The following is a 13,994-nucleotide window of genomic DNA, read 5'->3' as shown; positions in this document are numbered from 1 at the left end:
CGATGCTAGCCGAGACCCGCAGACGCCGAGGCGGCCGGGAACGGTGGCGAGATCCGCTCCCGGCCGCCTGCAGTGCTCGACCGGTGGTGTCAGGCCCGACGGTCAGGGCCGCCGAGCCCGGCCCGAGCTCAGTGCTTCGCGCCCTTTCCGCGCGTCATCCGGTAGACGACTCCACCGGCGGTGAGCAGGGCGAGCGCTCCCGCGAGCAGGGGCCAGATGTCGGCACCGGTGCGCGGGAGGCTGCCGCCGGATCCGCTGCCGGATCCGCCGCTGCCCGCGCCGGGGGCGTCCCCGCCGCCCTTCGGGTTCTCGTCATCGCCACCACCGGAGCCATTGCCGCCGTCGGAGTCCTTGCCTCCGTCGGAGCCCTTGCCGCCCTTGCCGTCGTCGTCGCCGACGACGGTGAGCGTCGTGTTCGCCACGGTCTTGCCCTTCGCGTCGAGGAGCTGGACGACGTAGGTGCCCGGCTTCGCCTTCTTCGGGACGACGACCTTGCTCACGGCGTTTCCGCCGTTGTCGGTCGTCAGCGTGCCGAGCGTGCCTCCGGTCTCGAAGGCGACGGTGTAGTCGGCTTCCGAGGCCTGGTGCTTGACCGAGGCGATGACGCTCTCCCCTGCCGCGACCTTCTCCTTGTCGAGCGAGAAGTCGTCGGCGCGGAACGTGTCCATCCGGCACCGGTTGGGCAGGGTGATCGTCTCCCCGCGGTCATCGACCGCGGTGTCCGGTGTCGGCAGCTTGGGTCCGAAGTCCCCGACCTTGGGCAGTGTGCCTGCGGAGAGGAACTCGTTGACCGTCTGGTCCGTGCACGCCTTGTTCTCGTCCCGCGACATGTACGAGGTGTGCGAGGCACCGGAGACCGAGAGCAGGCTGCCGTCGATCGTGCGGGCGAGTTTGACGCCCGAGGCGTACGGGGTCGCCGAGTCGTGCGAGGTCGAGACGACGAGGATGTTCGGCACCGCGGTGAGCTTCTCCGGCTTGGGCAGGGTGCCCTTGAACTTCCAGAAGTCGCAGTAGTCGTAGACGCCCGGCGAGACCGACGCCGCCTGGAACGGTCCGGCTTCGTCGTAGCGCTTGGCCAGGTCGCGCAGCTCCTCGATGTCCGGCTTGTTCCCGTAGCTGTTCTCATCCGTGCAGCGGATGTTCGTGAACGCCTGGAGCATCGGGTCGTAGTGGCCGGTCTCGTCGCGGGAGTTGTACGAATCGGCGAGCGTCATGAGCACCCCGGCGGTCTCTCCGGCCTTGAGTTCGGTCAGCCCGAGCGCGAGCTGCGCCCAGAGGTCCTCGGAGTAGAGGGCCTGGATGACGCCGGTGCGGGCATCGCCGAAGGTGACCTCGCGGTCCTCGCCCTCGGATCCCGCCGGCAGCGGTTTGCCTTCGAGGGAGCGGAGGATCCCCTGCACGGCCGTGGTCAGCTCCGCCCTGTCGGTGATCCCATCGCCGAGGGCGCAGGTGAACGGTGCGTCCTTGAGGTCGGCGAGCCGGTCAGGGTACTCGAGGTTCGGGTAGGTCTCGCCCCACGTCCTGCCCTCGGTGCCCTTGGCCGAGCAGTCGAGCGCGAACTGTTCGAAGGTGTCCTGGAAGCCGGCGATCTGCTTGACCGAGTCGTCGGCGTCCTCTTCGGCGTCGGCCTTGCTCACGAGCTTGCCGTCGGCGTCGAGGTAGGCCTGCGGGTCCCTGTTGATGTCCTTGAGAGCCTTGTACGCGGAGACGTTGCCGGGGTCGACGGCGCCGTCGAGGACGAGCCGGCCGACGCTGTCGCCGAACTTCTGCGCATAGACGTACCCGAGCCGGGTCCCGTAGGAGAAGCCGATGAAGTCGAGCTTGTCGTCGCCACTCGTCGAGCGGATGAGGTCGAGGTCGCCGACGGCGTCCCACGTCCCCAGGTGCTTCATGAGGTTCTCCTGGCCTCCCTCACCGAGGTCGAAGAGCTTGCCGGTGTTCTCGATGCAGTCACCGGCGAACCGCTCCGCCTGGTCGTTGAGGATGTCCTCGGCGTTTTCACGGTCACCGGCCCACGCGTCCTCGGCGCGGTCGGCGTCGATCTGCTCATCGGTCGAGCACTGGGAGAAGGGCATCGAGCCGCCCGTGCCGCGCGGGTCGAAGCCGACGAGGTCGAAGTTCGCTGCGAGGTCGGGTTCGAAGAGTGCACCGGCGACGCCGAGCGTCATGCCCGAACCGCCCGGTCCGCCCGGGTTCCAGGCGACGGTGCCCTGCGGGGTGGTATTGACGAACTTCCCGTCGACCATCTTGCCCGAGGGGACCTTCATCATCGCGATCGCAACGTTGCCGGCGGCAGGATCCTTCGCGTCGATGGGAGCGATGAGGTAGCCGCAGACCGGGGTGCGTCCGATGCGCTCGGTGTAGTCGGGGTAGCCGAGCTTGCCGCAGTTCTCGGCGCTGAGGTCGACCTTCTGGTTGTAGTACTTCTTCAGGCCCGCGGGGATGTTGCCCGCGCCCTTGCCGCCGCCCTTCGGGTCGGGGATGCGGTAGGTGCCGTCGTCCTGGCGGAAGAGCTCCTTCGCCAGCTGCGGGTAGTACTCGTCGAGGTCACCCGCCTGATTCGCGTCCTCGCTGGGCTCCTCCGTCGGCTCGGCGCTCGCACTGGGCGACTCGGTCGGAGTCTGCGTCGGGTCGTCGGTCGGTGTCGGTGCTGCGGTCTCGTCAGCGACGACCGTGAAGTCCTCGCTCGTCTTCAGTCCGTCGTCCGACTTGACGATGTAGGTGCCGGGGGTCAGTCCCGATCCGTCGAGTTCGGTCTCGACGGTGCCGGATCCGGCGGGGACGACGACGTCCGTGCCGGCGACGGCTTCGTTGTTCGCCGCGTGGACGATGTGCAGCGTCGTCGCTGCATCGGAGGCGCGGACGGTGACGGGGATGACGAGCGAGGTCGAGGCGGTCACCTCGGCGTCGGTACCGAGGACGATCTCGAGCTCGTCGACGTCTGTCGCTTCGTCGGCTGCGGGCTTCTGGATGGACTCTGCGGGTGACTCCGCGGGACCGGCGGCCGCGGCGGGCAGAGCCCCCGCGAACAGCAGAGAAGCGCCGATGATCGACGCTCCCAGGACACGCGAAGACCGTCTCAATGTGATTCGGGTCATGCTCGTCATCGTAACGCACAGATAACGGTCAGGAACTTTTCAAGGTTTTCGTTATCGTTTCGTGACCGTGGTCACAGTTGCCGGGCTCTCGCCGAGGCGGTCGCGGCTGTGACGGAGCATGTCGGACGGACGATCGCGGCCGGCGGGTCGACTGCTAGCGTGAGTGAGGTCGCCATCATCGAGGGGAGAGCAGGGACCATGGACGATCTGGACGCCATCACCGAGGAATCGCTCGTCGCGAAGGGCGGGCGGAAGTGGTCGACCTACCCCGGCAGCCTCGGTGCGTTCATCGCGGAGATGGACTTCGGGGTCGCTCCCGTCGTCCGGGAGGCGCTGACGGAGATCGACGACCGCGACCTCTACGGCTATGCGCCTGCGCAGATCGTCGCCGATCTCCGAGAGGCGACGGCCGACTTCTGCGCCGAACGCTACGGCTGGCGGTTCCCCGCCGCGCACGTCGAACCGGCGAGCGACGTCATCGCCGCGTTCATCGCCGTCCTCGACCTCCTCACCCCCGCAGGGACGCCGATCGTCCTCCCCACCCCTGCGTACATGCCGTTCTTCGACGTCGCCAGGGTGACCGGTCGCGAGCTCATCGAAGTGCCGATGCTGCGCACCGAGACCGGATGGTCGGTCGACCTCGAGGCCATCGACGCCGCGCTGAGCCCCGGTGCCACCCTCGTCCTGTGCAACCCGCACAATCCCATCGGCAAGGTCTACACGGAGTCCGAACTCACAGCGCTGGCGGAGGTGGTCGAAGCCAACAGTGCCCGTGTGTTCTCCGACGAGATCCACGCTCCGCTCGTCTATGAACCGGCGCGCCACGTCCCCTACGCGAGTCTGAGCGAGACCACCGCCGCCCACACGGTCACGGCGACCGCCGCCTCGAAGGCCTTCAACATCCCCGGGCTCAAGTGCGCCCAGCTCATCCTCACCTCATCCGAGGACCGGGCCGAGTGGAAGCGACGCGGACTGTTCGTCTCCCAGGCGGCGTCGAATCCCGGGATTCTTGCGACGACGGCCGCCTACACCCGCGGCGGTGAGTGGCTCGCCGAGATCACCGCGTATCTGGCCGGCAACCGCGACCTCCTCACCGAACTTCTCACGGCGGAGCTGCCGAACATCCCCTTCCTGCCTCCCGAAGGCACCTATCTCGCGTGGCTCGACCTGCGCGGCTACGGTTTCGACGACCACCTCACGAAGCACTTCACCGAGACGGCGAAGGTCGCGCTCACCGAGGGCCGACTGTGCGGAGAGGTCGGGGCCGGACACGTGCGCCTCAACTTCGCCCTCCCCCGCCCCCTCCTGCGCGAGGCCGTCGAGCGCATCGTCGCCGCGACGAAGGGCTGAGGGATCGGCCCGGATCAGCCCTCGGGCAGCCAGTCGACGAGGTCATAGGAGGGGCTCTCCGCCGCAGCCTCCCGGACCTGCTGGTCGTAGCGGAGGTAGTACTCGAGGTTGCAGCGGTCCATGACGGCCCGGAACCGCTGTGACGGCTGCTCCTCGCCGACGAGGTCGACAGGCAGCAGCGGATTCTCCATCACCGCGCGACCGACCCGGAAGTAGAGGTCGAAGAACCGGCCGATCGGCAGCTCCGGCAGCCCGGTGCCGGGTCTGCCCTGTTCTCCGGCGAGGAGCGCGAGTTCGGCCTCGAGGGTCTCGATCTCCGTGCGTGCACAGTCGAGGTCGAAGGCGATGGTCGTCAGCCGTTTCGCGGACTCGAGGTCGTCAGGGACGAGGCGCGTGAACTCGTACCAGCCGCCGTTCGTCATCTCCGGCAGCTGCGCGACGAGAGCACGGGCATGGTCGTGGAAGCCGATGAGCAGACCCGACCGCAGCTGCCGGTACCCGAGCATCCGCGCCGAGTACTGGAAGCGGTCGCGCAGCTGGCGGGAGGCCTCAGGGATCGTGTAGATCGCGGCGTGGAAATGCCCGTCGAACTCCGGCGCCGTCCGCTCTCCGCCGATGTCGTGGAACTGGGAGAGGATACGTTCGCGCAGACGGTAGAGGGTCACCCGGCCTCGGCGCTCGGCGCTGACGAGCTCGCGCTGGACCATGCGGGTGAGCTGGTTGTGCACGCTTGAGGCCGAATACCCGTGGTCGGCGAGGATGCGCACGATGATCGGACCGGGCACGGCGCTCGCGCGCAGACACCCGAAGACGGAGATCACGTCGAAGGTGATCCTGGTCAGCCGGTAGCGATCGCCCACATCTGAGCTCCGTTTCGTGACATCTTGGACTCGGCCCACAGCCTGATCGTACCTTGAGAGCAGGCAGTCAGCCCCCGCGGATCCGGGGATGTTCCCCTGCTCGGAACGCTTCCCCACCTGCGCCGATGTGAAGAGAGGTCAGTCATGGACGATGAGAAGCACACCCAGACCCTGCGCACCTACCACCAGGCCCGCACGACCGCCGCAATCGCCGGAGGAATCGCGACGTTCCTCGCCTTCGCGATCTTCCAGATCGTCGGAGCCGGGATCCTCGACACCGCCGCGTGGATGTTCGCGCTCGGGGCGATGACGTTCTCCGGCGTCTTCGTCGCCAGCTACCTCGGCTACGCTGCCGCCGGCAAGCGGACCCGAGTCGACGCGGCCGCCTGATCCGGTCCTCCCCTGCCTCCCCTCGAGGCCCGGAGCCGCCCCTCTCGGCGACGAGGTGACGGGTCAGCTGCCCGCGGGCGGCACCGGCACGATCCCGAACGGGGCGAGCCCGGCCGCACCGCCGTCGGCAGCGGTGAGCACCCAGACCCCGTCAGCGTGCCGGGCGACACTGTGCTCCCAGTGGCTGGCCCGGGAACCGTCGGCCGTGACGACGGTCCAGTCATCGGCGAGCGTCACAGTCTCGGGGCTGCCGGCGGTGAGCATCGGCTCGATGGCCAGGCACATTCCGGGCCGGATCTTCGGGCCGTTCGACTTCGCCCGGTAGTTGAGCACCTCGGGTGCCAGGTGCATGGCCGTGCCGATGCCGTGCCCGGTGAACTCCTCGACGAGGCCGAGCGCAGGCGCCGTCTCGGTGACGTAGTCGTCGATGGCGTCCCCGATGTCGCTCACCTTCGTCCCCGTCGCGAACGCCGCGATGCCCGCCCACATCGCGCCTTCAGTGGCACGGGAAAGGGCACGGTCCGCCTCGGTGCCGGCGTCGTCCCCGCCGACGACCATCGTGAACGCGGAATCGCCGTGGAATCCCTCGACGATCGCCCCGCCGTCGATGGAGACGAGGTCCCCGCGCTCAAGGACACGCTTCCCGGGGATCCCGTGGACGATCTCCTCGTTGACGGAGATGCAGAGGACCGCGGGGAACCCCTGATAGCCCTTGAAGTTCGACGTCGCTCCGGCGTCCGCGATCGCGCGTTCGGCTGCCGCGTCGACCTCCGCGGTCGTGGCCCCCGGCACCGCGGCTGCACGGGCCGCATCGAGAGCCGCCCTGGTGACCAGGCCGGCCCGATGCATCCGCACGAGCTCGGCGGGGGACTTGAGCTCGATCCGCGGACCGAAGATCATCGCAGGGCGGCGAGGATGCGGTCGGTGATCTCGGCGACCTCGCCGAGGCCGTCGACCTCGCGCAGGAGCCCGCGTTCGCGGTAGATGTCGGTCAGCGGCTGGGTCTGCTCGGCGTAGACGTCGAGGCGGTGGCGGATGACGTCCTCGCTGTCGTCGCTGCGCCCTTCCTTCTCCGCGCGCGCGAGCAGACGGGCGACGACCTCGTCGGTGTCGGCGGTGAGCTCGACGACGCCGGAGAGCTCGGTGCCCGCCTCGGCGAGCATCCGGTCGAGTTCGGCGACCTGCGCAGCGGTGCGCGGGTAGCCGTCGAGGAGGAAGCCCTCACGTGCGTCGTCCTGGCTGAGACGATCGGCGACCATCTTGTTCGTCACCTCGTCGGGGACGTACTCCCCGGCATCCATGTAGCGCTTGGCGAGCTTGCCGAGCTCCGTCTCCCCCTTGACGTTGGCGCGGAAGATGTCACCGGTGGAGATCGCAGGGATGCTCAGGGCCTCGGCCAGCCGTGCCGCCTGGGTGCCCTTGCCCGCTCCGGGCGGGCCGATGAGGATGATGCGTGAACTCATATCTGTCCTTCCCAGACCGTGATCGGTCTGTGCTTCCAGGGCCGTGACCGACGCCGGTGCGGCGCCGCAGGCCCTCGTGGTGGCGCGGGATCAGCGCAGCAGGCCCTCGTAGTGGCGCTGCTGCATCTGGGCGTCGATCTGCTTGACCGTCTCGAGGCCGACTCCCACGATGATGAGCAGCGACGTGCCGCCGAACGGGAAGTTCTGGTTCGCGTTGATGAGGACCAGGGCGATGAGCGGGATGAGCGCGACGAACGCGAGGTAGAGCGATCCGGGGAAGTTGATCCTGCTGAGCACGAAGCTCAGGTAGTCCGCGGTGGGGCGGCCGGCGCGGATGCCGGGGATGAAGCCGCCGTACTTCTTCATGTTGTCCGCGACTTCCTCCGGGTTGAAGGTGATCGCGACGTAGAAGTAGGAGAAGAAGATGACGAGCACCGCGTAGGCGGCGATGTAGATCGGGTGGTCGCCGCGCGTGAAGTACGTGTTGATCCACTCGACCCAGCCCGTCTGCGGGTCGAAGAACTGAGCGATGAGGCTCGGCAGGTAGAGGACCGAGGAGGCGAAGATGACCGGGATGACGCCGGCCATGTTGACCTTGATCGGAATGTACGTCGACGTGCCGCCGAACATACGGCGCCCGACCATGCGCTTGGCGTACTGGACGGGGATGCGTCGCTGCGACTGCTCGACGAAGACGACGAGGGCGACGAGGACGAGTCCGACGGCGATGACGATGAGGAAGACGTCGATGCCCTGCTCGCTGAGGATCGCCCCGAGCGAGGAGGGGAACGCCGAGGCGACGGAGGTGAAGATGAGGATCGACATGCCGTTGCCGACGCCGTGCTCGGTGATCTGCTCGCCGAGCCACATGATCAGACCGGTGCCGGCCGTGAGCGTGAGGACGAGGATCGCCAGACCCCACCATTCGTTGTTGACGATGAGGTCGGTGCAGCCCTGGATGCTGCCGAAGAGCGCACCCGACTCCACGGTGGCGACCAGTGTCGTCGAGTTGAGGACCGCGAGACCGATCGTGAGGTAGCGCGTGTACTGGGTGAGCTTCGCCTGGCCGGAGGCGCCTTCCTTGTGGAGGGCCTCGAAGCGCGGGATGACGACGCGCAGCAGCTGGACGATGATGCTCGCCGTGATGTAGGGCATGATGCCGAGAGCGAAGATCGACAGCTGGAGCAGGGCGCCGCCGCTGAAGAGGTTGATCATCGCGAACCCGCCGGAGTTCAGCTGCGGGGAGGCCACGCACTCCTGGACCTTCGTGTAGTCGATGCCGGGCGAGGGGATGAACGAGCCCAGTCGGAAGATGACGATGATGCCCAGGGTGAAGAGGAGTTTGTTCCTCAGGTCAGGCGTGGTGAAGGCCCTCCGAATTGCGCCGATCAAGCGTCCTCCTCAGTGGGGGATGGAAGTCAGGGTCGCTGTCACGACCTGGCGAATGAGACAAATACCTGCAAAAGACTACCAGGGTCGAGGGTCCAGACCGAAACCGGGCGGGCCCCTCTCCCCCGGTTTCTCGCCGTTCTCCCCGCCCCGCCGTGACCGGGGTCTCCGCGGGTGCCGGGTGCCGCCTCGGCGATGGTGTCCCCGCTCCCCCGCCGAGGCGGTGGCTGGGTGCGCAGGGACGACGAAGGGGACGGTCACCGAAGTGACCGTCCCCTCTCAGCCGTGGTCCGACTCAGCGCAGGGCGCCGAACGGATCAGGCCTCGGTGGCGTTGCCGCCCGCAGCCTTGATCTTCTCGAGCGCGGAGCCCGAGAACTTGTCTGCGGTGATGTTGATCGCCACAGTGATCTCGCCCGTGCCCAGAACCTTGACCGGCTGCTTCGGGCGCACAGCGCCCTTGGCGACCAGATCGGCGACGGTGACGTCGCCGCCTTCCGGGAACAGTGCCGACAGCTTGTCGAGGTTGACGACCTGGAAGGTCACCTTCGCGGGGTTCTTGAACCCACGCAGCTTCGGCAGACGCATGTGCATCGGCGTCTGGCCGCCCTCGAAGCCGTGCGGAACCTGGTAGCGGGCCTTCGTGCCCTTGGTTCCGCGTCCGGCGGTCTTGCCCTTCGAGCCCTCACCGCGACCCACGCGGGTCTTCGCGGTCTTGGCGCCCGGGGCCGGACGGAGATCGTGGAGCTTGAGTGCGTCGTTGTTCGCCATATCAGTCCACCTCTTCCACAGTCACAAGGTGACGCACGACGTTGATCATTCCCCGGATCTCCGGACGATCCTCGTGCACCACCACATCGTTGATCCGCTTGAGGCCGAGCGAACGCAGCGAATCACGCTGGTTCTGCTTGCCGCCGATCTCGGACTTCTTCTGAGTAACCTTGAGCTTCGCCATCAGGACTTCGCCCCGCTTTCGGCGGCCGCACGCAGGAGAGCGTGCGGAGCGACCTCGTCGACGGGCAGGCCGCGGCGGGCCGCGACTTCCTCGGGACGCTCGAGGTTCTGCAGAGCCTTGATCGCAGCGTGGACGATGTTGATCGCGTTCGACGAACCCAGCGACTTGGACAGGATGTCCTGGACGCCGGCGGCATCGAGCACGGCGCGGACCGGACCACCGGCGATGACGCCGGTACCCGGAGCGGCCGGGCGGAGCAGGACGACGCCTGCCGCTTCCTCACCCTGGACGGGGTGAGGGATCGTCTTCTGGATGCGGGGGACGCGGAAGAAGTTCTTCTTCGCCTCCTCGACACCCTTCGCGATCGCGGCGGGCACTTCCTTCGCCTTGCCGTAGCCCATGCCGACCATGCCGTCTCCGTCACCGACGACGACGAGGGCGGTGAAGGAGAACCGACGTCCACCCTTGACGACCTTCGACACGCGGTTGATCGTGACGACGTGCTCGATGAACTGGCTCTTCTCCTCGCGGTCTCCGCGACCGCCGCGTCCACGGCCTTCGCCGCGTCCGCGACCCTGGCCGCGTCCGCCGCGGTTGTCACCGCCGCGGCTGTCGCCGCCGCGGTTCTCCGCAGTCTCCTGCGATTCCTTGTTCTCTTCAGTGCTCATAGGGCCAATCCTCCTTCACGGGCACCTTCGGCGATGGCCTGCACTCGGCCGTGGTAGGCGTTGCCTCCACGGTCGAACACGACGGCCTCGACGCCGGCTTCCTTGGCGCGCTGAGCAACCAGCTCGCCGACCTTGCGGGCCTTGCCGGTCTTGTCTGCTTCGAGTGCGCGCAGCTCGGCTTCCATGGTGGACGCCGATGCCAGGGTCTTGCCGACGGTGTCGTCGATGACCTGGACGAAGACGTGGCGCGTGGAACGGGTCACTGAGAGACGCGGGCGCTCGGCCGTGCCGCTGACGTGCTTGCGCAGACGAGCGTGACGACGCTTGCGAGCAGCTGCCCTGCCCTTGCCGTAGCTTTCCTTCTTGCCAAAGGCCATCTCTACTTACCAGCCTTTCCGACCTTGCGACGGACGTTCTCGCCGGCGTAGCGCACACCCTTGCCCTTGTACGGCTCAGGCTTGCGCAGCTTCCGGATGTTCGCAGCGGTCTCGCCGACCAGCTGCTTGTCGATGCCGTGGACGGCCACCTTGTTCTGTCCTTCGACGGTGAACGAGATGCCCTCCGGCGGTTCGACGGTGATCGAGTGGCTGTAGCCGAGAGCGAACTCGAGGTTCGATCCCTTCGCCTGCACACGGTAGCCGGTGCCGACGATCTCGAGGCCCTTCGAGTAGCCATCGGTGACACCGATGATCATGTTGTTGATCAGGGTGCGGGACAGTCCGTGGAGCGAACGCGATTCGCGCTCGTCGTCAGGACGGGCCACGGTCACGACGCCATCCTCGAGCGACACGGTGATCGGCTCGGCGATGGTCACGGACAGTTCGCCCTTGGGTCCCTTGACGGCGACATCCTGGCCGTCGATCTTCACCTCGACACCAGAGGGAACGGAGATCGGGTTCTTGCCAATGCGTGACATGCTCTTCTCTCCTTTCCTTACCAGACGTAGGCGAGGACTTCCCCACCCACACCCTTCTTGGCGGCCTGTCGATCGGTCAGGAGACCTGAGGACGTCGACAGGATGGCGATGCCGAGTCCACCGAGGACCTTCGGCAGGTTGGTCGACTTCGCGTAGACGCGCAGCCCGGGCTTCGACACACGGCGGAGGCCGGCAATCGAACGCTCACGGTTGGGGCCGAACTTGAGATCGAGGCGAAGGGTCTTCCCGACGGTCGCGTCTTCGACGCTCCACCCGGTGATGTAGCCTTCCTCCTTGAGGATCTCGGCGATGTTCGACTTCAGCTTCGAGAACGGCATGCTGACGTCCTCGTGGTAAGCCGAGTTGGCGTTGCGCAGACGCGTGAGCATGTCTGCGACTGGATCAGTCATTGTCATTGTGGGCTCATGCCCTTCCTCGTTACGGTTTCCGCCCGCGACGTGCGCGCTTGGACCTGCAACGTAGAGATCATTTGGTCTTGAACGGGAACCCGAGGTGACGCAGCAGAGCACGTCCCTCATCGTCGGTCTTGGCGGTCGTGACGACGGTGATGTCCATACCGCGGACGCGATCGATGCGATCCTGGTCGATCTCGTGGAACATCGACTGCTCCGTGAGACCGAAGGTGTAGTTGCCGTTGCCGTCGAACTGACGGTCCGAGAGTCCGCGGAAGTCGCGGATGCGCGGAAGCGCCAGGGAGATGACACGGTCGACGAACTCCCACATGCGGGCGCCGCGCATGGTCACGTGCGCACCGATGGGCTGGCCCTCGCGCAGCTTGAACTGAGCGATCGACTTCTTCGCCCGGGTCACGACCGGCTTCTGGCCGGTGATGAGGGTGAGGTCGTTGATCGCACCTTCGATGAGCTTCGAGTCACGCGCAGCGTCACCCACACCCATGTTCACGACGACCTTGGTCAGGCCGGGAACCTGCATCGGGTTCGCGTAGTCGAATTCGTCCTGGAGCTTACCGACGATCTCATCGCGGTAGACCTGCTTGAGGCGCGGCGCCGGACGGTTCGTGCTTGTCTCCGTCATCAGATCTCCTCCCCGGTGCGACGCGAGTAGCGGACGCGAACGGTCTTGGTGCGACCGTCCCGCTCGACCTTCTCCTCGCGGTATCCGACGCGGGTCGGCTTGTTGTCCTTGGGATCAACGAGCGCCACGTTGGACACATGGATGGGGGCTTCGTGAGTCTCACGGCCACCGGCGGTGCCGCCGGCCTGAGTCTGGGTTGCCTTCTTGTGCTTGATCACGCGGTTGACGCCCTCGACGAGGACGCGGTTGCGCTCGGGGTAGACGGCAAGGACCTTGCCCTGCTTCCCACGATCGCCGCCGCGCGACTGACGGGCACCTGCGATCACCTGGACGAGGTCGCCCTTCTTGATCTTGAGCTTGTTCGCCATGCTCACAACACCTCCGGTGCCAGGGAGACGATCTTCATGAACTTCTTGTCACGCAATTCGCGTCCCACGGGTCCGAAGATGCGGGTGCCGCGCGGTTCCCCATCGTTCTTGAGGATGACTGCTGCATTCTCGTCGAACTTGATGTAGGAGCCGTCCGGACGACGGCGTTCCTTGGCGGTGCGGACGATGACGGCCTTGACGACGTCACCCTTCTTCACATTGCCGCCGGGGATTGCGTCTTTGACGGTGGCCACGATGGTGTCACCGATCGAGGCGTAGCGCCGACCGGAACCGCCGAGGATCCTGATGGCCAGGATCTCCTTGGCTCCGGTGTTGTCGGCGACTTTGAGTCGCGACTCTTGCTGAATCACTGTTTTCTCCTGTCGTCGCGCTGGTTCTCACGATGGTGCTGCGAGCCTTGCGGAACGGATTCATTGACATACTCACCCCGTTCCCGGTAGCCGCCCATGGTCTCGCGGACGAGACCATGGGCGGGACCAGGAGGGAGGGGCGACGCCGGCTTTACTTGGCTCGTTCGACGATCTCGACGAGCCGCCAGCGCTTCGCGGCCGAGACCGGCCGCGTTTCGGCCACGACGACGAGGTCGCCGATACCGGCGGTGTTCTCCTCGTCATGAGCCTTGATCTTGACCGACTTGCGCATGACCTTGCCGTAGAGGCGGTGCTTCATGCGCTCCTCGATCTCGACGACGATGGTCTTGTCCATCTTGTCGGACACGACGTAGCCACGCGCAGTCTTGCGGGAGTTGCGCTCGGGGGTCGTCGCCTCGGGCTTGGTGGTCTCCGCCATCACTTGTCCTCTTCCTTCGCATCAGCGGGGTTCGGACGGATGTCCAGCTCCCGCTCGTTGAGCACGGTGTAGATACGAGCGATGTCGCGACGCACAGCCTTGAGGCGGCCGTGGCTCTCCAGCTGGCCGGTGGCCGACTGGAAACGCAGATTGAACAGCTCGGCCTTGGCCTTCTTGAGCTCCTCTGCCAGACGCTCGTTGTCGAAACCGTCAAGCGCGTCCATGGACAGGTTCTTCGAACCGATTGCCATGCTCACTCACCACCTTCGCGGGCCACGATGCGGGCCTTGAGCGGAAGCTTGTGGATCGCCAGGCGCAGGGCCTCGCGAGCAACTTCCTCGGACACGCCGGCGAGTTCGAACATGACCCGACCCGGCTTGACATTGGCGACCCACCACTCGGGAGAGCCCTTACCGGAACCCATGCGGGTCTCGGCGGGCTTCTTCGTCAGCGGTCGGTCAGGGTAGATGTTGATCCACACCTTGCCACCGCGCTTGATGTAGCGCGTCATGGCAATACGTGCGGCTTCGATCTGCCTGTTGGTGACGTAGGCCGGCTCGAGGGCCTGGATGCCGTAGTCACCGAAGGCCACCGTCGTGCCACCCTTGGCGGCGCCGCCCCGCTTGGGGTGGTGCTGCTTGCGGTACTTCACTCGACGAGGGATCAACATGT

The 13,994-nt window shown here is 66.6% G+C and carries 19 protein-coding genes; 2 read left to right on the top strand and 17 right to left on the bottom strand.

The features are described 5' to 3' along the window. Nucleotides 1–128: 128 nt before the first annotated feature. Nucleotides 129–3,098 carry an alpha/beta hydrolase gene (locus tag AC0VYB_RS05060; RefSeq protein WP_475385062.1) on the bottom strand — a complete coding sequence of 990 codons (2,970 nt, stop codon included), beginning with the start codon at nt 3,096–3,098 and terminating at the stop codon, nt 129–131. Nucleotides 3,099–3,296: 198 nt separating this feature from the next. Here AC0VYB_RS05060 and AC0VYB_RS05055 point away from each other — a divergent pair, with 198 nt between their 5' ends. Then, nucleotides 3,297–4,448: a MalY/PatB family protein gene (locus AC0VYB_RS05055; protein WP_415711709.1), complete on the top strand. Its 1,152-nt coding sequence runs from the start codon at nt 3,297–3,299 to the stop codon at nt 4,446–4,448. A gap of 14 nt (nt 4,449–4,462) precedes the next feature. On the opposite strand, the gene AC0VYB_RS05050 is transcribed toward AC0VYB_RS05055, so the two are convergent. Further along, nucleotides 4,463–5,308, bottom strand: a complete 846-nt coding sequence (locus AC0VYB_RS05050) for a PaaX family transcriptional regulator (RefSeq protein ID WP_415711710.1) — start codon at nt 5,306–5,308, stop codon at nt 4,463–4,465. 144 nt (nt 5,309–5,452) lie between these two features. On the opposite strand from AC0VYB_RS05050, the gene AC0VYB_RS05045 reads away from it, so the two are divergent. Continuing rightward, nucleotides 5,453–5,698, top strand: a complete 246-nt coding sequence (locus AC0VYB_RS05045; protein ID WP_009379229.1) for a hypothetical protein — start codon at nt 5,453–5,455, stop codon at nt 5,696–5,698. A 63-nt stretch (nt 5,699–5,761) separates the two neighbouring features. On the opposite strand, the gene map is transcribed toward AC0VYB_RS05045, so the two are convergent. The 15 genes from map to rplP form a co-directional block, all read right to left on the bottom strand. After that, complete coding sequence (gene map / locus AC0VYB_RS05040; RefSeq protein WP_259821435.1) at nt 5,762–6,598, bottom strand: type I methionyl aminopeptidase; 837 nt, start codon at nt 6,596–6,598, stop codon at nt 5,762–5,764. Continuing rightward, nucleotides 6,595–7,161: an adenylate kinase gene (locus tag AC0VYB_RS05035; protein ID WP_009379223.1), complete on the bottom strand. Its 567-nt coding sequence runs from the start codon at nt 7,159–7,161 to the stop codon at nt 6,595–6,597. Before AC0VYB_RS05035 ends, map begins: the two co-directional genes overlap by 4 nt. A gap of 90 nt (nt 7,162–7,251) precedes the next feature. Beyond that, entirely contained in the window at nt 7,252–8,553 is a 1,302-nt protein-coding gene (gene secY, locus AC0VYB_RS05030) for a preprotein translocase subunit SecY (protein ID WP_095376708.1), read from the bottom strand. A gap of 314 nt (nt 8,554–8,867) precedes the next feature. Beyond that, nucleotides 8,868–9,320 (bottom strand): 50S ribosomal protein L15, encoded by a 453-nt coding sequence (gene rplO / locus AC0VYB_RS05025; RefSeq protein WP_009379220.1) that lies wholly within the window; start codon nt 9,318–9,320, stop codon nt 8,868–8,870. Nucleotide 9,321: 1 nt separating this feature from the next. Next, nucleotides 9,322–9,504, bottom strand: a complete 183-nt coding sequence (rpmD, locus tag AC0VYB_RS05020; protein ID WP_009379218.1) for a 50S ribosomal protein L30 — start codon at nt 9,502–9,504, stop codon at nt 9,322–9,324. Next, nucleotides 9,504–10,172, bottom strand: a complete 669-nt coding sequence (rpsE, locus tag AC0VYB_RS05015) for a 30S ribosomal protein S5 (RefSeq protein WP_063249168.1) — start codon at nt 10,170–10,172, stop codon at nt 9,504–9,506. The genes rpmD and rpsE overlap by 1 nt, the downstream gene beginning before the upstream one ends. Continuing rightward, nucleotides 10,169–10,549 (bottom strand): 50S ribosomal protein L18, encoded by a 381-nt coding sequence (rplR, locus tag AC0VYB_RS05010; RefSeq protein WP_009379213.1) that lies wholly within the window; start codon nt 10,547–10,549, stop codon nt 10,169–10,171. Before rplR ends, rpsE begins: the two co-directional genes overlap by 4 nt. Before the next feature lie 2 nt (nt 10,550–10,551). Further along, nucleotides 10,552–11,088, bottom strand: a complete 537-nt coding sequence (gene rplF / locus AC0VYB_RS05005) for a 50S ribosomal protein L6 (protein ID WP_009379212.1) — start codon at nt 11,086–11,088, stop codon at nt 10,552–10,554. A 17-nt stretch (nt 11,089–11,105) separates the two neighbouring features. After that, nucleotides 11,106–11,504, bottom strand: coding sequence for a 30S ribosomal protein S8 (gene rpsH / locus AC0VYB_RS05000; RefSeq protein ID WP_009379210.1), 399 nt, complete (start codon nt 11,502–11,504; stop codon nt 11,106–11,108). A 70-nt stretch (nt 11,505–11,574) separates the two neighbouring features. Further along, on the bottom strand, nt 11,575–12,144 hold the full coding sequence (gene rplE, locus AC0VYB_RS04995) for a 50S ribosomal protein L5 (protein ID WP_009379209.1): 570 nt from the start codon (nt 12,142–12,144) through the stop codon (nt 11,575–11,577). Continuing rightward, nucleotides 12,144–12,512 (bottom strand): 50S ribosomal protein L24, encoded by a 369-nt coding sequence (gene rplX, locus AC0VYB_RS04990; RefSeq protein ID WP_009379207.1) that lies wholly within the window; start codon nt 12,510–12,512, stop codon nt 12,144–12,146. Before rplX ends, rplE begins: the two co-directional genes overlap by 1 nt. Before the next feature lie 2 nt (nt 12,513–12,514). Further along, nucleotides 12,515–12,883, bottom strand: a complete 369-nt coding sequence (rplN, locus tag AC0VYB_RS04985) for a 50S ribosomal protein L14 (RefSeq protein WP_009379205.1) — start codon at nt 12,881–12,883, stop codon at nt 12,515–12,517. Between the two features lie 151 nt (nt 12,884–13,034). After that, the gene (gene rpsQ, locus AC0VYB_RS04980; RefSeq protein ID WP_063249169.1) at nt 13,035–13,322 is read right to left on the bottom strand and encodes a 30S ribosomal protein S17; all 288 of its coding nucleotides are present in this window, start codon (nt 13,320–13,322) and stop codon (nt 13,035–13,037) included. Next, complete coding sequence (rpmC, locus tag AC0VYB_RS04975; protein ID WP_009379201.1) at nt 13,322–13,573, bottom strand: 50S ribosomal protein L29; 252 nt, start codon at nt 13,571–13,573, stop codon at nt 13,322–13,324. Before rpmC ends, rpsQ begins: the two co-directional genes overlap by 1 nt. Before the next feature lie 2 nt (nt 13,574–13,575). Further along, the gene (rplP, locus tag AC0VYB_RS04970; RefSeq protein WP_009379199.1) at nt 13,576–13,992 is read right to left on the bottom strand and encodes a 50S ribosomal protein L16; all 417 of its coding nucleotides are present in this window, start codon (nt 13,990–13,992) and stop codon (nt 13,576–13,578) included. Nucleotides 13,993–13,994: the final 2 nt, after the last annotated feature.

The sequence above is a fragment of the Brevibacterium sp. Z349TD_9 genome (assembly GCF_056173565.1).
The sequence above is the reverse complement of the archived record's forward strand: the minus strand, read 5'-3'. Positions and strand labels throughout refer to the sequence as shown.